General features: G+C 67.9%; 14 protein-coding genes. All 14 read left to right on the plus strand.

Features of this window, described 5'->3' with window-relative positions; genetic code table 11:
• Nucleotides 1-67 precede the first annotated feature (67 nt).
• Nucleotides 68-1,453: a UDP-N-acetylmuramoyl-L-alanine--D-glutamate ligase gene (murD, locus tag J2S75_RS14390; protein WP_307020607.1), complete on the plus strand. Its 1,386-nt coding sequence runs from the start codon at nt 68-70 to the stop codon at nt 1,451-1,453.
• Nucleotides 1,454-1,528: 75 nt separating this feature from the next.
• On the plus strand, nt 1,529-2,701 hold the full coding sequence (gene ftsW / locus J2S75_RS14395; protein ID WP_307020609.1) for a putative lipid II flippase FtsW: 1,173 nt from the start codon (nt 1,529-1,531) through the stop codon (nt 2,699-2,701).
• Between the two features lie 8 nt (nt 2,702-2,709).
• The gene (murG, locus tag J2S75_RS14400; RefSeq protein ID WP_307020610.1) at nt 2,710-3,822 is read left to right on the plus strand and encodes an undecaprenyldiphospho-muramoylpentapeptide beta-N-acetylglucosaminyltransferase; all 1,113 of its coding nucleotides are present in this window, start codon (nt 2,710-2,712) and stop codon (nt 3,820-3,822) included.
• A 123-nt stretch (nt 3,823-3,945) separates the two neighbouring features.
• On the plus strand, nt 3,946-5,355 hold the full coding sequence (gene murC / locus J2S75_RS14405) for a UDP-N-acetylmuramate--L-alanine ligase (RefSeq protein WP_307020612.1): 1,410 nt from the start codon (nt 3,946-3,948) through the stop codon (nt 5,353-5,355).
• Nucleotides 5,352-6,272 (plus strand): UDP-N-acetylmuramate dehydrogenase, encoded by a 921-nt coding sequence (gene murB, locus J2S75_RS14410; RefSeq protein WP_307020614.1) that lies wholly within the window; start codon nt 5,352-5,354, stop codon nt 6,270-6,272. Before murC ends, murB begins: the two co-directional genes overlap by 4 nt.
• 35 nt (nt 6,273-6,307) lie before the next feature.
• Nucleotides 6,308-7,228 (plus strand): D-alanine--D-alanine ligase, encoded by a 921-nt coding sequence (locus tag J2S75_RS14415; protein ID WP_244450554.1) that lies wholly within the window; start codon nt 6,308-6,310, stop codon nt 7,226-7,228.
• 74 nt (nt 7,229-7,302) lie between these two features.
• Nucleotides 7,303-8,208, plus strand: a complete 906-nt coding sequence (locus J2S75_RS14420; RefSeq protein WP_307020617.1) for a cell division protein FtsQ/DivIB — start codon at nt 7,303-7,305, stop codon at nt 8,206-8,208.
• A complete protein-coding gene (ftsA, locus tag J2S75_RS14425) occupies nt 8,205-9,527 on the plus strand; it encodes a cell division protein FtsA (protein WP_244450556.1) in 1,323 nt (440 codons plus the stop codon). Before J2S75_RS14420 ends, ftsA begins: the two co-directional genes overlap by 4 nt.
• Before the next feature lie 86 nt (nt 9,528-9,613).
• Nucleotides 9,614-11,326 carry a cell division protein FtsZ gene (ftsZ, locus tag J2S75_RS14430; RefSeq protein ID WP_244450557.1) on the plus strand — a complete coding sequence of 571 codons (1,713 nt, stop codon included), beginning with the start codon at nt 9,614-9,616 and terminating at the stop codon, nt 11,324-11,326.
• Between the two features lie 305 nt (nt 11,327-11,631).
• Nucleotides 11,632-12,570, plus strand: a complete 939-nt coding sequence (lpxC, locus tag J2S75_RS14435) for a UDP-3-O-acyl-N-acetylglucosamine deacetylase (RefSeq protein WP_307020620.1) — start codon at nt 11,632-11,634, stop codon at nt 12,568-12,570.
• A 279-nt stretch (nt 12,571-12,849) separates the two neighbouring features.
• Nucleotides 12,850-13,755 (plus strand): outer membrane protein assembly factor BamD, encoded by a 906-nt coding sequence (locus tag J2S75_RS14440; RefSeq protein ID WP_307020622.1) that lies wholly within the window; start codon nt 12,850-12,852, stop codon nt 13,753-13,755.
• Nucleotides 13,756-13,888: 133 nt separating this feature from the next.
• Complete coding sequence (gene recN, locus J2S75_RS14445; RefSeq protein WP_307020623.1) at nt 13,889-15,562, plus strand: DNA repair protein RecN; 1,674 nt, start codon at nt 13,889-13,891, stop codon at nt 15,560-15,562.
• Nucleotides 15,563-15,667: 105 nt separating this feature from the next.
• A complete protein-coding gene (locus J2S75_RS14450) occupies nt 15,668-16,828 on the plus strand; it encodes a glycosyltransferase (protein ID WP_307020625.1) in 1,161 nt (386 codons plus the stop codon).
• A complete protein-coding gene (locus J2S75_RS14455) occupies nt 16,825-18,351 on the plus strand; it encodes an ArnT family glycosyltransferase (protein WP_307020627.1) in 1,527 nt (508 codons plus the stop codon). Before J2S75_RS14450 ends, J2S75_RS14455 begins: the two co-directional genes overlap by 4 nt.
• Nucleotides 18,352-18,500: the final 149 nt, after the last annotated feature.

An 18,500-nucleotide genomic window follows, 5' to 3' on the forward strand; every position in this document is an offset into this window, starting at 1 on the left:
TGAAATGCGCTAGCGAGAGGAGCCCGCGCGGTTCTTTTTGCGGGTGCCGCTCCCGAGGTTGCTCCCGATGATACCCGTATCTTCCTTCAAGGACCGCGCTGTCGCCCTGTTCGGGCTCGGCGGGTCGGGCCTCGCCACCGCCCGCGCGCTCCTCGCCGGGGGCGTGAAGGTCACAGCCTGGGATGATTCGCCCGCCTCGGTGGAGAAAGCCGCAGCCGAGGGCATCCCGACCGGCGACCTCTCCGCGGCCGACTGGTCGGGTGTCGCCGCGCTGGTTCTGGCGCCGGGCGTGCCGCTCACCCATCCCGAGCCGCACTGGACGGTGAAGAAGGCGCGGGCCGCTGGCGTGGAGGTCATCGGCGATATCGAGCTGTTCTGCCGGGAGCGCCGGGCGGCGGGACGCCCCGCTTTCGCGGCGATCACCGGCACCAATGGCAAATCGACCACCACGGCACTGCTCGTCCATCTGCTCAAGGTCGGCGGGCGCGACGTGCAGATCGGCGGCAATTTCGGGCCGGCCATTCTGGGGCTGGAGCCGCCGAAGGGGCGGCGCGCCTATGTCATCGAATGCTCCTCCTACCAGATCGACCTGGCGCCGAGTCTCGATCCGGCAGTGGGCATCCTGCTCAATCTCTCCCCCGATCATCTCGACCGGCACGGGACGATGGAGCATTACGCCGAGGTGAAGGAGCGGCTCATCGCCGGTGTCGAAGCGGGCGGTACGGCGGTGATCGGCGTCGATGACGACTGGTCGCGCGCCATCGCCGATCGCGCGGAAGCGGCGGGCAAGAATGTCGTGCGGGTCTCCGTCCGGGAGGCGCTGCAGGACGGCGTCTCCCTCGAAGGCACCGATCTCGTCGTCATGGAGAAGGGTACCCGCGTGTTTACCCTTCCACTCGCCGGCATCGGCTCGCTGCGCGGTGCGCATAATGCGCAGAACGCCGCCGCCGCCTTTGCCGCGGCCCGCGCCCTCGGCCTCGCTCCGGAGGTCATCGCCACCGGCATGAAGAGCTTTCCCGGCCTCGCTCACCGCATGGAGCAGGTGCGTACCATAGGCCATACGCTGTTCGTCAACGACTCCAAGGCGACCAATGCCGATGCGGCCGAGCGGGCGCTGACCTCGTTCGAGGACATTTTCTGGATCGCCGGCGGCAAGCCGAAGGAAGGCGGCATCGAACCGCTGCGGACCTTCTTTCCGCGGGTGAGAAAGGCCTATCTGATCGGCGTGGCGGCCGAGGCCTTCGCCGCGACGCTGGGCGAGACGGTGCCGTTCGAGATGAGCGGGACGCTGGATGTCGCGGTCGCCCGCGCAGCGGCGGACGCCGCAGCGTCGGGGCTGGCGCATCCGGTGGTTCTGCTGTCGCCCGCCTGCGCCAGCTTCGATCAGTATCGCAATTTCGAGGTGCGGGGCGACGCCTTCCGTGACCTCGTGAACGCTTTGCCGGCGGCGTGAGGCGGCGCCGGCATTAAGTCGGCGTCAACCTTAACCGTCCCATACTCCGGCAAAGCGTTTCCCGGAGTGGCGTATATGATATCGCGTGCCGAAAGGACGGTCGTCGGCGAGTGGTGGTGGACCATAGACCGGCTGCTGCTCGGCGCTCTCGCCGCCTTGATGATTATCGGCATCGTGCTGGCGCTGGCGGCAAGCCCGCCGGTGGCGGCGCGCATCGGCATCCCCGACCCGTTCCACTTCGTGAACCGGCAGGTGATGTTCCTGGTGCCGGCGCTCATCATTCTGCTCGCCACCTCGTTCCTCTCGCCACGCAACATCAGGCGGATCGCGCTGGTGCTGTTCCTGTTCTTCCTGGCCCTCGTCTGCGCCACGCTGGTGATCGGGCCGGAAGTGAAGGGCGCGCGGCGCTGGCTGAACATTGCCAGCGTCACCGTGCAGCCCTCGGAGTTCCTGAAGCCCAGCTTCGTCATCATCGCTGCCTGGCTGTTTTCCGAGAGCGTGCGGCGACCGGAAATGCCGGGCCAGTTCCTTGCCATCGGCCTGCTCGGCATGGTGGTGACACCGCTTGTGATGCAGCCGGATTTCGGCCAGACCATGCTGGTCTCGCTGGTGTGGGGCAGCCTTTTCTTTCTGGCCGGGCTGCGCATCGTTTGGGTGGTGGGCCTCGCCGGAATCGGCGCGTCAGGCCTGTTCATCGCCTACAAGACGGTGCCGCACGTCACCCAGCGCATCGACCGTTTCATGAATCCGGATTCCGGCGACACCTATCAGATCGACCTGTCGATCAACTCCTTCCTCAATGGCGGCTGGCTGGGGCAGGGGCCGGGCGAGGGCAGCTTCAAGAAGGTGCTGCCTGACGGGCACACCGACTTCATCTTCGCCGTCGCCGGTGAGGAGTTCGGTGCGGTTCTGTGCCTGATGATCGCCAGCCTGTTCGCCTTCATCGTGCTGCGCGCGCTCTCCCGGGCGCTGAATGACGAGGATCCCTTCGTGCGTTTCGCCACGGCGGGCCTCGCCATGCTGTTCGGGCTGCAGTCCTGCATCAACATGATGGTCAATCTGCACATGATGCCCGCCAAGGGCATGACGCTGCCTTTCGTGTCCTATGGCGGCTCGTCGCTGCTCTCGCTCGCCTATGGCATGGGCATGCTGCTCGCCCTGACCCGCCGGCGCCCACGCACCGCGACGCTGGCCGAGCTGGAGCGGCTTGGCACCCGTCTCGGCGCGCCGATGCCGCGTCCGGCGTGAGGCCCATCATGTCCTCTGCTCCGCGTCCGCTTGTCATGCTTGCCGCCGGCGGCACCGGCGGCCATCTGTTCCCCGCCGAGGCGCTGGCCGGTGAGCTGGCCGCGCGCGGCATCGATGTCGATCTCGTCACCGATTCCCGTGCCGCCCGCTATGCCGGCCACTTTCCCGCGCGGCGCCTGCACGTGCTGCCGGCCGAGACGATGCGCGGCCGCTCGCCCGTCGCGCTGGCGCGCACCGCGCTCACGCTTGGGCTCGGCTTCGCCAAGGGCTTTCGACTGATGCGGGCGATGCGGCCGGCCATCGTCGTCGGGTTCGGCGGCTATCCCACCCTGCCGCCCATACTCGCCGCCCATTATGCCGGCTTCCCGACCCTGATCCATGAGGCCAACGCAGTGATGGGACGCGCGAACACGCTTCTCGCGTCCCGCGTCACCGCCATCGCCTCCGGCTATCCCGCCATATGCGCCGGCAAGCCTGCACTCGCGGCCAAGGCTCACCACACCGGCAACCCCGTCCGTCCGGCGGTGATCGCCGCCGCCGAAGTGCCCTTCGTCCCCCTGGCGCCTGACGGGCCGATCCATCTTTTGGTGACCGGCGGCAGCCAGGGCGCGCGGGTGATGAGCGAGGTGGTGCCGGCGGGCGTGGAAGCGCTCGACCCGGCGCTGCGCGCCCGGCTTCGTCTCGTGCAGCAGGCCCGGCCGGAGGACCTGGAAGCGGTGCGCGCCGCCTATTCCCGGCTCGGCGTCAGCGCGGAGGTGGCGCCCTTCTTCCCCGATCTGCCGGCGCGCATTGCCGGCGCGCATCTCGTCATTTCGCGCTCCGGCGCGATGACGGTGGCGGAACTGGGCGTCATCGGACGGCCTTCCGTTCTTGTGCCATTGCCTGGCGCGCTCGACCAGGACCAGCTGGCCAATGCGACAGCGCTTGCCAATGGCGGCGGCGCGGTGGTGATGCCGCAGAGCCATTTCACGCCGGAGAGCTTCGCCGCCGCCATCGCCCGTCTCGCCGGAGAACCGCGGCGGCTGGAGGCGATGGCCAGCGCTGCCCGTGCCATGGGCCGGGCCGACGCCGCTGAGCGCCTCGCCACGCTCGTGATCGCGGTCGGCAAAATCCATGTCTAGAATCGCGCCCGCCCGCCTTCCCTTTCAAACGATCAAAGGCCCGGTGACGGGCGCTGCGCGCTCGTCTATTCCTGCGCGCCGGCAAAGGACGCCTGCCGCGCGTGCGGGCGGAAGGAACACCCCATGAAGCTCCCGCTCTCTCTTGGCCCCATCCATTTCGTCGGCATTGGCGGCATCGGCATGAGCGGCATTGCCGAGGTGCTGCACAATCTCGGCTACACCGTACAGGGCTCGGATGTCGCCGAGAGCGCCAATGTGAAGCGCCTCGCCGCGAAGGGCATCAAGGTGCTGATCGGCCATGCGAGCGGCAACATTGACGGCGCCGAGGTGCTGGTGGTCTCCACCGCCATCCGCCGCGACAATCCCGAGCTGGTCGCCGCCCGCGCCAAGCGCCTGCCGGTGGTGCGTCGGGCGGAGATGCTGGCCGAACTGATGCGGCTGAAAAGCTGCGTCGCCATCGCCGGCACGCATGGCAAGACCACGACCACCTCTCTGGTTGCCACATTGCTCGACGCTGGCGGTTTCGATCCCACCGTCATCAATGGCGGCATCATCAATGCCTATGGCACCAATGCCCGCCTCGGGGATGGCGAATGGATGGTGGTGGAGGCGGATGAGAGCGACGGCACCTTCCTCAAGCTGCCGGTCGAGGTCGCCATCGTCACCAATATCGACCCGGAGCATCTCGACCACTTCAAGACCTTCGATGCGGTGCAGGCTGCGTTCCGCAGCTTCATCGACAACCTGCCCTTCTACGGCTTCGCGGTCATGTGCACGGATCATCCGGTGGTGCAGGACCTTGTCGGTCATGTCGAGGATCGCCGCGTCATCACCTATGGCGAGAACCCGCAGGCGGATGTCCGCCTGGTCGAACTCGACCTGCGCGGTGGCATGTGCCGGTTTGGCGTGCTGTTCCGTGATCGCACCGGCGCCGTGGTGCATGAACTGCGCGATCTCGTGCTGCCTATGCCCGGCAAGCACAACGCGCTGAACGCTACCGCCGCGATCGCCGTTGCGCATGAACTCGGCGCCAGCGACGAGCAGATTCGCAGTGCGCTGGCGGGCTTCGGCGGCGTGAAGCGGCGCTTCACCCGCACCGGCGAGGTGGGCGGTGTCACCATCTTCGACGATTACGGTCACCACCCGGTGGAGATTGCCGCGGTGCTGCGCGCCGCCCGCGCCTCCACCGAGGGGCAGGTGATCGCGGTCGTCCAGCCGCACCGCTACACAAGGCTGCAATCCCTGTTCGACCAGTTCGCCACCTGCTTCAACGACGCCGATCATGTGATCGTCGCCGATGTTTATGCGGCCGGCGAGGCGCCGATCCCCGGCATCGACCGCGATCATCTGGTGGAAGCGCTGCGCGCGCGCGGCCATCGCTCGGTGACGGCGCTGAGCGGGCCAGAAGCGCTTGCGGGGCTGGTGAGCGGGCTGATGAAGCCGGGTGACTACGTGGTCTGTCTCGGCGCCGGCAACATCACCCAATGGGCCTATGCGCTGCCGGAGCAACTGGCAGCCGGGGCCGCGCGATGAGCTTCCCCGACCTCACGCCAGAGCTTTCCGCCGCGATGCCGGAGCTGCGCGGCCGGCTGATCGCCAATCAAGGCCTGGCAGAGCTCACATGGTTCCGCGTCGGCGGGCCGGCGCAGATGCTGTTCACCCCGGCCGATGAGGACGATCTCGCCTATTTTCTGGCGAATCTGCCGGCCGAAATCCCGGTGACGGTCATCGGCCTCGGCTCCAACCTCATCGTGCGCGATGGCGGCGTGCCGGGCGTGGTGGTGCGGCTGGGGCGCGGCTTTAGCGAGATCACGGTCGAAGACGGATACCGGCTCCGTGCCGGCACGGCGGTGCCGGACGTGAAACTCGCCCGCGCAGCGGCGGAAGCGGGGATCGACGGACTGGCCTTCTATCGCGGCATTCCCGGCGGGCTCGGCGGGGCGCTGCGGATGAATGCCGGCGCGCATGGCGGCGAGACGAAGGATACGCTCATCGAAGCGCGCGGGGTCGATCGCGCGGGGCGGGTGCGCGTATTCACCAATGCCGATTTCGGTTTCAGTTACCGGCATTCGCAGGCACCGGCAGATGTGATCTTCACCGCCGCGCTGTTTCAGGGGCGGCCGGGAGAGACGGCGGCCATCCTTGCCGAGATGGACCGAATCACCAGCGCACGCGAAGCCTCGCAGCCGATTCGTGAAAAGACCGGTGGCTCGACTTTCAAAAATCCGCCCGGCCAGAAGGCCTGGCAGCTGATCGACGCAGCCGGTTGCCGGGGGCTGGCCTTGGGCGGTGCGCAGATGTCGACCATGCACTGCAATTTCCTGATCAACACCGGCGGCGCGACGGCCGCCGATATCGAGGGGCTCGGCGAAGAAGTGCGCCGGCGTGTGAAGGATCACTCCGGCGTCGAGCTGGAGTGGGAGATCAAGCGCATCGGTCTTCCCGTCTGAGCGATGCGGCCCGTCGGGCCGTCGAGGAGAGTATCATGGGCAAGCATGTCGCCGTCCTGATGGGCGGCTGGTCGCCGGAGCGGCAGGTGTCGCTGTGGTCCGGCGAAGCCTGCGCGAAGGCCGCGGAAAGCGTTGGCTACCGCGTGACCCGCGTGGATGTCGGGCGCGACATCGCGCAGGTGCTGACGGCGCTCAAGCCCGATGTGGCGCTTAATGTGCTGCATGGGCGGCCCGGCGAGGACGGCACCATCCAGGGCATTCTTGAAATCCTGCGCATTCCCTACACCCATTCCGGGGTGCTCGCCTCGGCCCTGGCAATGGACAAGCGGCAGGCCAAGATCGTCCTGGCCGCGCACGACATTCCCGTGCCCGAGGGCCGTATGGTGACGCGGGCGGAAGCGGCGCGGGCGCATGTGCTGCCGCGCCCCTATGTGCTCAAGCCGAACACCGGGGGCTCCTCCGTCGGCGTGTTCATCGTGCGGGAGGATCAGGAGCACCCGCCCCAGGAGCTTCACCGGCCGGATTGGGGATTCGGCGAGGACCTCGTGGCGGAGCGCTATATCCCCGGCCTGGAGCTGACCTGCGCCGTCATGGGCGACGAGGCGCTCGGCGTTATCGAAATCCAGTCCGACCTAAAGTTCTATGATTACGAGGCAAAATACGCTCCGGGCGGTTCACGCCACATTCTGCCGGCCCGAATTTTACCGAATATTTACCAAAAGGCGCAGATGTTAGCGGTCAGGGCGCATCGCGCTCTCGGCTGTCGGGGCATCAGCAGGACGGACTTCCGCTACGACGACCAGACCGGAGACGAATCCGGCCTTGTCTGTCTGGAGGTCAATACGCAGCCCGGAATGACCGAGACGTCGCTTGTGCCCGAATTGGCAGCCCATGCGGGCCATTCGTTCGGTGAGCTTGTACGATGGATGGTGGAGGACGCTTCGCTCGATCGCTGACCCCGCGGCAGACGCCGGCGGGCAAGCGGACCAGCGCGGCCACCGGCGAATCGACCCGAGGCGTGCGTCCGCGCATGCCGGTGCGCCGGGCTCCCACGTCCGAGCGCACCCGTCTTCTCGACCGCACCATCATCGGCGGCCGGCGCCTGCTGGTCGGCCTGTGCACCTCGCGCGCCGCCTTCACCGGCGCCGGAGCCTGGCTCACGGCGGCACTGTTCGCCGCCACTGGCCTTTACGGCATGGAGCGGGGCGGCCATATGCCGGCGGCGATCGAGACCGCCCGCGATTTCGGTGATGTCGCCGCCAATTTTGCCGGGTTGCGAATCGCCAACATCAATCTCTCCGGCCAGAATCACGTCACGCCCGGCGATATCCTCGCCACGGCCGGCGTGAAGCCAACCTCCTCGCTGCTTTTCCTCGATGCCGAGGGTGCGCGCATGCGGCTGGAGGATCTGGCCTGGATCAAGCGTGCCACGGTGCAGAAGCTCTATCCCGACCGCCTCGACATCCAGATCGTCGAGCGCGAGGGCTTCGCGCTCTGGCAGAAGGACGGCAAGATCAACGTCATCGCCCGCGACGGCACGGTCATTGCTCCCTATTCCGACGATCCGCGCTATATCCGCCTGCCGATCGTGGTCGGCGACGGGGCCGAGACCCATGTGGTCGAGATCGTCGAGGCGCTGAGCCTCGTGCCGGGGGTGCGCGATCAGGTGCGTGCGGCCATCCGTGTCGCCGACCGGCGCTGGACGCTGAAGCTGCGCAACGGAATCGATGTGCGCCTGCCTGAAGAAGGGCTGAACGACGCGCTCGAACAGCTCGCGCTGCTCGACCAGCAGAAGTCGCTCCTCTCGCGCGACATCACCATTGTCGATCTGCGCCTGCCCGACCGGGTGTCGGTGCGCCTGTCCGACGCCGCTTACGCGGCGCGCGAGGCGGAGTTGAAGGCCAAGGCCAAGGCGAAGAAGGCGGGCAGCACATGAGAACCCGCGCACCGTTCGAGATCGCCCCGAAGATGCGGCCGCTGGCGCCGCGCCGCACCGGCGTGGTTGGCGTACTGGAAGTTGGCACCTCCAAGATCGTATGCATGATCGCCCGGCTGAAGCCGCGGGAGGCGACGTCCAGCCTGCGCCGGCGCACCCATTCGGTGGACGTGCTCGGCATCGGCCACACCAGCGCTCATGGCATCAAGGGCGGCACCGTCATCGACATGGAGCGCGCCGAGCACGCGATCCGCCGTGCGGTGGACGCGGCCGAGCGCACCGCCGGGGCGCAGATCGCTTCCGTGATTGTCTCGATGGCCGGCGGCCGCCTCGCTTCCGAGCACTTCACCGCCGAGGTCGACCTGCCCGAGCCGGCGGTCGCCGAGGGCGATATCCGCCGCGTGCTCGACGCCGCCTCCACTTTCGCGGTCGGCGAGGGGCGCACCATCCTGCATGCTTTGCCGGTCGGCTATGCGTTGGACGGCGTCGCCGGCATCGGCGAGCCGCGCGGCATGCTGGGGCGCCGGCTCGGCGTCGATCTGCACGTCATCACTGCCGAGGCGGCCGCCGTGCGCAACCTGCTGCTGTGCATCGAGCGCTGCCACCTCGGCGTCGAGGCGATGGTCGCGGCCCCCTATGCGGCGGCGCTGTCGACCCTGGCCGATGATGAGGCGGAACTCGGCGTCACGCTTATCGACTTCGGCGCCGGCACCACCACGGTGGCGGTGGTCGAAAACGGCCATTGCGTGCATGTCGACGGCATCGCCATCGGCGGCCAGCACGTGACCAACGACGTGGCGCGCGGCCTGTCCACCCGCCTCGCCGATGCCGAGCGGCTGAAGAGCCTGCATGGCGGCGTGCTGGCGATGGGCGCTGACGAGCGCGAAATGCTCACCGTGCCCAGCATTACCGACGATCACGACCTGCCGCGGGCGATTCCCAAGGCGCGGCTGATGCGCATCGTGCGCCCGCGCGTCGAGGAGATCGTCGAACTGGTGCGCGACCGTCTGCACGCCTCCGGCCATGCGGCGGGAGCGGGCCGGCGCATCGTTCTCACCGGCGGTGCCGCTCAACTCACTGGCCTTGCGGAGCTAGTCGGGAACATACTGGGACCACAGGTGCGAATCGGTCGTCCGCTCGGTATCTCCAAGCTGCCGGAGGCGACGCGCGGCGCGCCCTTCGCCGTGGCTACCGGGCTTCTGGTCTATCCGCAGGTCGCGGGGCTCGAACATTTCGAGGCCCGCCGCCGCCGCCTCTCGCAGGGCGACGGCTCCGGCTACTTCTCGCGCGTCGGTCACTGGCTGAGGGAGGCCTTCTGACGTGCACCATTTAATCCGCGCCGGCGGAACCGGCACCACAGGGATCATGACGGGCCGCGTGCCCGCCGGCGTTAGGGGACACTAGAATGACCATCAACCTCCAGGTACCGGATATCCGCGAACTGCGTCCCCGCATCACCGTCTTCGGTGTTGGTGGCGCTGGCGGCAACGCGGTCAACAACATGATCACGGCCGGCCTGACGGGGGTCGACTTCGTGGTCGCCAACACCGACGCGCAGGCGCTGACCCTCTCCAAGGCCGAGCGCATCGTGCAGATGGGCGTCGCGGTTACCGAAGGTCTCGGTGCCGGTTCCCAGCCGGAAGTCGGCCGCGCCGCCGCTGAGGAAGCGCTGGACGAGATCCGCGATCATCTCGCGGGCGCCCACATGGTGTTCATCACCGCCGGCATGGGCGGCGGCACCGGCACCGGCGCGGCCCCGGTCATCGCCCGTGCGGCCCGCGAGCTGGGTATCCTCACCGTCGGCGTCGTGACCAAGCCCTTCCACTTCGAAGGCCAGCGGCGCATGCGCATCGGCGAGATGGGCATCAACGAGCTGCAGAAGGGTGTCGATACGCTCATCGTCATCCCGAACCAGAACCTGTTCCGTGTTGCCAATGAGCGCACCACCTTCGCCGACGCCTTCGCGATGGCCGACCAGGTGCTTTATTCCGGTGTCGCCTGCATCACCGACCTGATGGTGAAGGAAGGCCTCATCAACCTCGACTTCGCCGACGTCCGCGCCGTGATGCGCGAGATGGGCAAGGCGATGATGGGCACGGGCGAGGCGTCCGGCGAGCAGCGCGCCCGCCACGCGGCCGAGGCGGCGATCGCCAACCCGCTGCTCGACGAAGTGTCGATGCGCGGCGCGCGCGGCCTGCTGATCTCGATCACCGGCGGCAAGGACCTGACCCTGTTCGAGGTGGACGAAGCGGCGACCCGCATCCGCGAGGAAGTCGACCCCGATGCCAACATCATTCTGGGCGCCACCTTCGACGAGACGCTGGAAGGGCTGATCCGCGTGTCGGTGGTCGCCACCGGCATCGACCCGGCGGTGATTCCCGAGCAGATTCCCCACGCGCTGAACAACCTGCCGGACCTCGGCGGCCGCCGTGTCTCCAATGCCGGCCGCGCCGCCGTGGAAGCCCGCCGCGACGCTGCCCTGCGCTCGGTCGCCTCGGCGCTCGACGCGGAGGATTTCGGCGCCCCGCACCACGAGCCGAGCTTCGCCGCGGCCCCGGTCAGCGAGCATCCCTATGGCGAGCCGTCCTATGCCCAGCCGTCCTATGCGCCGGCGCCGGCCGCTATCGACGACGTGACCATCCGCCCGATGGCGCCCAAGCCCGCGCTTTACGCCGAGCCCGAGCCGGCGCCGTACAATGAGGCGGCTTACGAAGAGCACGCGATCGAGCCGTTCATTCCGCCGCAGGCCGAGCGTCCGTCCCCGCGCATGCCGCGCGTCGACGAGCTTCCCATGCCGGCGCAGAATCAGATTCGCGCCGCGCGGGGTGAGGCTCCGGACCATCATCAGGCCGAGAAGAAGCGGATGACGCTGCTGCAGCGTCTCGCCCATGTCGGCCTCGGCCGCAGCCAGGAGGAAGACGAGGAGCCGGCGGCGGATATGCGTCCCGTGGTCCGTCGGGCGCCGGCCCAGCCCGAGCCGCGCCAGGTCGCCGATATGCGGCCCGAGACTTCCGAATACGCCAAGCGCCCGGCGGCCCGCCCGGCCGATCCGCGCGCGGCGCGTCCGGCCGAGGATGATCATCTCGATATCCCCGCCTTCCTGCGCCGCCAGGGTTGAGACATGCGCACAGGCGGCCGCGTGCCGCCTGTTACAAAACGCCCACGCAATGCAGCGCCCGGATCGCGAGGTCCGGGCGTATCTATTTGAAATTAAAGGATTTTTCAGATTTGTGCGGTAGCGTAAAAACGGTAACAGACGGTAAGCAAGCGTGATTTGGCGCGGACTCACGGCGCCGTTATCTTGCCAGCCAACGATAAGCGTCCGCAGCGGATTCGGTTCCGCGGCCTTGAGGTAGCGGCGCACTGTGTTGGTTTTGGGGATTGGGGAGAGCGGGGCGCCTGCCGCACCGCTTTTTGGGTCGAATGAACGCTGTACGGCAGACCACCCTCGGCGATGACGTGACGCTGTCCGGCGTAGGCGTTCATTCCGGCAAGATGGCCCGGATGCATCTTTCCCCCGCCGAAGCCGACACCGGCATCGTCTTCTTCCGCAAGGACACGAATCAGTCGGTGCGCGCCTGCCGTGGTGCGGTACGTGGCAGCGACCTCGCCACCGTGCTGCGCGATTCGGAAGGTCCCGCCGTTTCCACCGTTGAACATCTGATGGCCTGTTTCGCCGGCCTCGGCGTCGACAATGCCCGGGTCGAGATCGACGGCCCGGAAGTGCCGATTCTCGATGGCAGCGCCGGTGAATTTGTGGCGGCCGTGGATGAGGCTGGTATTGTCGAGACCGAGCGCGCGCGCCGTTATCTGCGTGTGCTCAAGCCCGTCCGCATCGAGACCGAGACCGGTTTCGGCGAGATTTCGCCCTATGACATGGGCTTCCGGCTCGAAGTCGAGATCGATTTCAACCATTCCGCCATCGGGCGCCAGCGCTTCGCGGCCACCATGTCGCCGGATGTGTTCCGCAAGGAGCTCGCCGCCGCGCGCACCTTTGGCTTCGTCAGTGATGTGGAGCGTCTGTGGCAGGCCGGCTATGCGCTCGGCGCCTCGCTCGACAACACTATCTGCCTCGGCGACGAGGGCGTGATGAACACCACCGGTCTGCGCTACGCTGACGAGTTCGTCCGCCATAAGGCGCTCGACGCCATTGGGGATCTTGCCATTGGCGGCCTTCCGCTGCTGGCCCGCTACCGTTCCTATCGCGGCGGCCACAAGCTCAATTTCGCCGTCGTCGACGCGCTGCTCTCCGACCGTTCCGCCTATGAGATCGTCGAAGCCCGCATCCCGGCCCGCCGCACCGTCAGCAGCAATGCCGGGCTGATCGCTGTGGCGGTTCCCGCCTACGCGCCGGAACTGTGAGGCTGTCGACCTCCTGGCCGACTGACGCGCCGGGCGCCGGACGTACCAATCGCTCCCGTCTTCCGGTTTTTCTCCACTTGGCTCGGTGCCGCCCGGGCTGCGTTTCCGGGTGTTGCCGTGCAGGCGCGTCCTTCGCGCCACAGACGGCGTGAAAAGGTGGCTTGCCGCGGCTCTTTGCGCTCGGCGTTCCAAGGCGCCATAATCCGGTCGGAAAGCCACCTTAGCGCCTGTCCACGCACTCGGCGACGAAACAGCGACCAGATCGGGATCGAACTTGTGATGCGTCTTCTCTGTCTCGGCCAGACTGTTCCCGGCCCCTTGGCTCCCGCCTCCCGCCCCCGCGCGGTGCGTTCGGGCCTCGTGGCCGCGCGCCTTTTCGGACTGGTGCTCGTTGGTGCCTCGCTGGGTGGCTGCGCCAGCTGGTTCGACACCAACAAGGAAGAGACGATCTATCCCGACGTTCCCGCCGAACAGCGCTACAATGAGGGCCTCACCCTCATGCAGAAGGGGGAATACAAGGAGGCGATCACCCGCTTCGAGGATGTCGACCGCCAGCATCCCTATTCCGAATGGGCGCGCAAGGCGCTGCTGATGATCGCCTATAACAACTATACCCTGGGCGAATATGACGAGTGCATTGCAGCGGCGCGGCGTTATCTCGCGCTGCATCCCGGCTCGGAAGATGCTGCCTATGCGCAGTATCTCGTCGCCGCCTCCTATTTCGACCAGATCCCCGACATCTCTCGCGACCAGCAGCGCACGCAGCGCGCCATGGATGCGCTGGAAGAGGTGATTCGAAAGTATCCCAATACGGAATACGCCGTCAGCGCCAAGAAAAAGCTCGAAGTTGCCCGCGATCAGCTCGCCGGCAAGGAGATGATGATCGGGCGCTATTATCTCGAACAGCGCAACTATGCCGGCGCGATCAACCGCTTCAAGGTGGTGGTGACCCGTTATCAGACGACGCGCCATGTCGAGGAGGCGCTTTACCGCCTCACCGAAGCCTATATGTCGCTTGGGGTCATCAGCGAGGCGCAGACATCGGCGGCGGTGCTGGGCTATAATTTCCCCGACAGCACCTGGTACAAGGACGCGTTCAAGCTGGTGCAGTCGCGCGGCGTCGATCCGAAGATGAACGAGCAGTCGTGGATCGCCAAGGCGTTCAAGGGTTTCACCCTCGGCTAGGGAAGGGGCGAAACCCTCTTCCGCTACGCCGCGACATGTGAGAACGTAGCAAGAACACGATGCGCGTCTTTCGGCCGCTTAAGCCAACGCCGCGCATGCTCGTCCCGCAAGGCCACGTTCTGGAGCGTTACCCATGCTGATCGCCCTGTCGATCAGGGATATCGTGCTCATCGAGCGGCTCGACCTCTCTTTCCATTCCGGCCTCACCGTCCTCACCGGCGAAACCGGCGCGGGCAAGTCCATCCTGCTCGACGCCTTCACCCTCGCGCTCGGCGGGCGGGGCGATGGCTCGCTGGTGCGTCAGGGCACCACTCAGGGGCAGGTGACGGCCGAATTCGATCTTCCCGCCGATCACCCCGTGCGCACACTGCTGGCGGAAGCCGGGATCGACGATGATGGCGCGCTGGTGCTGCGGCGGGTGCAGCATGCGGATGGTCGCACCCGCGCCTTCGTCAACGATCAATCGGTCAGCGCGCAGATGCTGCGCACGCTCGGCCGTCGACTGGTGGAGATTCACGGTCAGCACGATGATCGCGCGCTGGTCGATCCTGCGTCGCACCGCGCGCTGCTCGACGCCTATGGCGGTCTGGTCGGGCTGGCCGAGGAGGTCAGCGCCCGGGCCCGCGGCTGGCGCGCCGCGCGCACGGAGGCCGCCCAGGAAAAGGCGCGGCTCGACGAGGCCGCCAAGGAAGCCGATTTCATCCGTCATGCGGTGGAGGAGCTTACCGCCCTCGCCGCCGAGCCGGGCGAAGAGGAACGTCTCGCGGCGCGCCGCACCGAGATGATGCGTTTCGAGAAGATCGCGACCGATCTGGCCGATGCGCAGGACGCCGTCGGCGGCAACAATTCCCCCATACCCGGTCTCGCCGCCGCCGTGCGCCGGCTCGAACGGCGGGCCGGCGAGGTCGAATCGCTGGTGCGCCCGGCGGTAGAGGCGATCGACGCGGCGCTGAACGCACTCGACCTTGCCCGCTCCCATCTCGATGCGGCGCTGCGCGAGGCCGATTTCGACCCGCATGAGCTGGAACGGATCGAGGAACGGCTGTTCACCCTGCGCGCGGCCGGCCGAAAATACGCCTGCACGGTGGACGACCTGCCGACCGTCGCCGCCCGCTTTGCCGACCAGCTCGACGCGCTCGACCATGGGGCGGAAACGCTCAAGGGTCTGGAGGCCCGTGCCGATGCCATGGAAGCGGCCTATCGCCAGTCGGCGCGCGATCTCTCGCTCAAGCGCCGCGCGGCGGCCGAGGCGCTAGATGCGGCGGTGAACGCTGAGCTGCCGCCACTGAAGCTGGAGCGCGCCCGCTTCCTCACCGACTGCCAGGTGGACGAGGCGGCGCATGTCGACGGCTATGACCGCATCGAATTCTGGGTGCAGACCAATCCTGGCACGCGGCCCGGCCCGATGATGAAGGTCGCCTCTGGCGGCGAACTGGCGCGCTTCCTGCTGGCGCTGAAGGTGGTGCTGGCCGACAAGGGTTCGGCGCCGACGCTGGTGTTCGACGAAATCGACACCGGGGTCGGCGGCGCGGTGGCCGACGCGATCGGCGCCCGCCTCGCCCGGCTTTCGGGTCGCGTGCAGGTGGTGGCGGTGACGCATGCCCCGCAGGTGGCCGCACGCGCCGGCAATCATTTCCGCATCGCCAAGGAGGCCATGGCCGATCTCGACCGCGTGGCGACACGGGTGGCGCCGCTGGCGCCCGATCACCGGCGCGAGGAAATCGCCCGGATGCTGTCCGGTGCCGAGGTGACGTCGGAGGCACGGGCGGCGGCCGACAGGCTGCTGAAAGGGGCCGTCGCCGATTGATGCCCCGCCGGTATGGGGCCTGCGCGCTCGGAGGGCGTCGACTTCCGCGCCGGCCTGTCCTATTCGACGTGCGAACGCCCCTGTCCCTCGCTCCGCCGGCTTCCCATGACGTCCTCGCCGTCCCTCGCGCCCACCCACGCCGGCACCGAAAGTGCCACGCCTGTCCTCCTCGCCGCACCGGCCGTTCCCCCTGATCTGACGGTGGTCATTCCCACCTTCAACGAGCGCGGCAATCTGGAGCCGCTGGTCGCGCGGCTCGCGCGCGTGCTCGACGGTCTCGCCTGGGAAGCGATCTTCGTCGACGATAATTCACCCGACGGCACCGCCGACGCGCTGCGCAGCATCGGCCGGCGCGACCCGCGCATCCGCTGTATCCGCCGCGTCGGCCGGCGCGGCCTCGCCGGCGCGTGCATCGAGGGCATGCTCGCGGCGCAGGCGCCGGTCGTCGCCGTCATGGACGCGGACCTTCAGCATGATGAGAGCCTGCTGCCGCGCATGTTCGAGGCGATGGGCGCCGGTGCCGATGTGGTGGTCGCGACGCGCTACGCCCCTGGCGGCGACGCGGAGGGCTTCAGCGCCTGGCGCGGCCGCGGCAGCCGGCTGGCCACGCTCCTCGCCCAGCGCGTGCTGCATGTGACCTCTTCCGACCCGATGAGCGGTTTCTTCATGCTGCGGCGGGAGACGGTCGAGGAACTGGCACCGAAACTGTCCACGCAGGGCTTCAAGATCCTGCTCGACATTCTCGCCACCGCCAAGGGGCGGCTGAAGGTGACGGAGCTGACCTATAGCTTCGGCGTGCGCCAGAGCGGCGACAGCAAGCTCGACAACAAGGTGCTGATGGATTTTCTCGGCCTGATCGTCGCCAAGGCGACGGGTGGGCTTGTCTCGCTGCGCTTCCTGTCCTTCGCCACAGTGGGCGCGGCGGGGCTCGTCGTCCATCTCGCGGCACTGCGCATCGGCCTCGGTCTGGCTCTGAGCTTCCTGGTGGCGCAGGCCATCGCCACGATGACGGCGATGACGTTCAACTATCTGCTCAATAATCTGCTCACCTATCGCGATCGCCGCCTGACCGGCTTTGCCTTCCTGCGGGGGCTGCTGGCCTTCTATGCCATTTGCGGCCTCGGCGCGGCGGCCAATGTCGGCGCGGCAGACTGGGCCTTCTACCAGACCAACCAATGGTGGCTCGCCGGCATCGCCGGGGCTTTCATCGGCGCGGTGTGGAACTATGCGATGAGCCGCGCGCTGGTGTGGAAGGACGCGGCGTGAACGCGCCACGAGCCGCCTCGTCGCCGCTTGCCTCCTTGTCGCAGGAGATCGCGGTGCGCGGCGCGCTCGCGTTGATTGGGCTGATGCTGGCGTGGCGGCTGCTGCTCGCCGCTTTCGTGCCGCTTGTGCCCGACGAGGCCTATTACGCGCTGTGGGCGCAGGGCCTTTCCGCCGGATATGTCGATCATCCCCCGATGATCGCGCTGTTCATCCGCGCCGGGCAGGAAATGCTGGGCGATACGCCGCTCGGCATCCGGCTGTTCAGCGTGCTGGCCGCGCTGCCGGCGAGCTGGTTCGTCTGGCGTGCGGCGGAGGAACTGCTGGAGGACAAGCGCGCCGGCGCGCTGGCGGCGGTTCTGTTCAACGCCACCATCTTCGGCTTTCTCGGGCTCACGCTGGCGACGCCGGATGCGCCGCTCGCCCTGTTCTGCGCGGCCATGGTGTGGGGCGCGGCGCGGCTGGTGCGCGCACCCCGCCCGTGGTTGTGGCTCGCCATGGGGCTGGCGACGGGGCTGGCGGCACAGTCGAAATATTCCGGCATCATGCTGGCGGGTGGCTTCGCGCTGGCGGTCCTGGTGCTGGCGCCGCTCCGTCGGCAGTTGCTCACGCCGTGGCCGTGGCTGGCGGGTGCGCTCGCGCTGCTCGTATTCCTGCCCAACATTGCCTGGAACGCGACGCATGATTGGGCGACGTTGACCAAGCAGGGCGGCCGGGTGACGGCGCACGCCTCGTTTCGCCCCGGCTTCCTGCCGGAGTTCGTCGGCTCGCAGATCGCGCTGGCAACCCCGCTCATCTTCCTGTTCGCCGTTCTAGGCCTGCTGCCGGGGCGCACGGCGGCGATGTTCCGCTCCGGCGCAGGCCGGGCGCTGGTGTTCTTCCTGCTGTTCGTGCCGCTGGCTTACTTCGTGGTGCATGCGCTGCGCGCGCGCGTCGAGGGCAACTGGGTCGGCTTTCTCTACCCGCTCGTTGCCATCGCCGCGGCGGCCGGCATGCTGGCGCCGGTCGGCAGCGGGTGGCTCGGGCGAAACCTGCCGGGCCTGGCGCGGGCGACGTTGCCTTTGGCTTTTGGTCTCATTCTGGCGCTGGGCCTTCACGCGCTGTTCGTGCCCACCACGCTCGCCGGCAACAAGGACGCCATTGTGCGTATGACGCGCGGCTGGCCTCAGTTCGCCGCCGAGATCGACGCGCGCCGGCGGGAGATCGGCGCGACCGCGATCCTCACCAATGATTACCAGATGACCGCCATGCTGAAGCGGGAATTGCCGGGCGTGACCGTGCGGCAATTCGATGAGCGTCAGCGTTATGCTTTCATGGACGAGTCCGAGCCGCTGGCCCTGCCGGGGCCGCTGCTGCTGGTGCTCTCCACCTACCGCTCCTTCAACGAGATCGCCTCGGTCTATGGACGAGCGGATCTCGGTGAGGTGTCGCGGCGTTTTCGCGACGTGACCATGCCGCCGGTGCGGCTGTTCCGGCTCGATCCGGTGGTGTCTCCCCCGCCGCGCCCTGGGTCTTCCGCGCCCTGATCGCAAGGCTTGAGCCGGCGGGCGATTTCTGGAAAGGGAGAGGGCCCCCGGCGGTGCCCCGCCCAAGCCTGCGGTGAGTGTGATGTCGCGATCCCCAACGTCTTCTTCCGCCACGTCGGCCGACGACCTGCCGAACGCGGCCGCTGCCG

The organism is Ancylobacter polymorphus (assembly GCF_030813495.1).
In the GTDB taxonomy this organism is placed as follows: Bacteria; Pseudomonadota; Alphaproteobacteria; order Rhizobiales; family Xanthobacteraceae; genus Ancylobacter; species Ancylobacter polymorphus.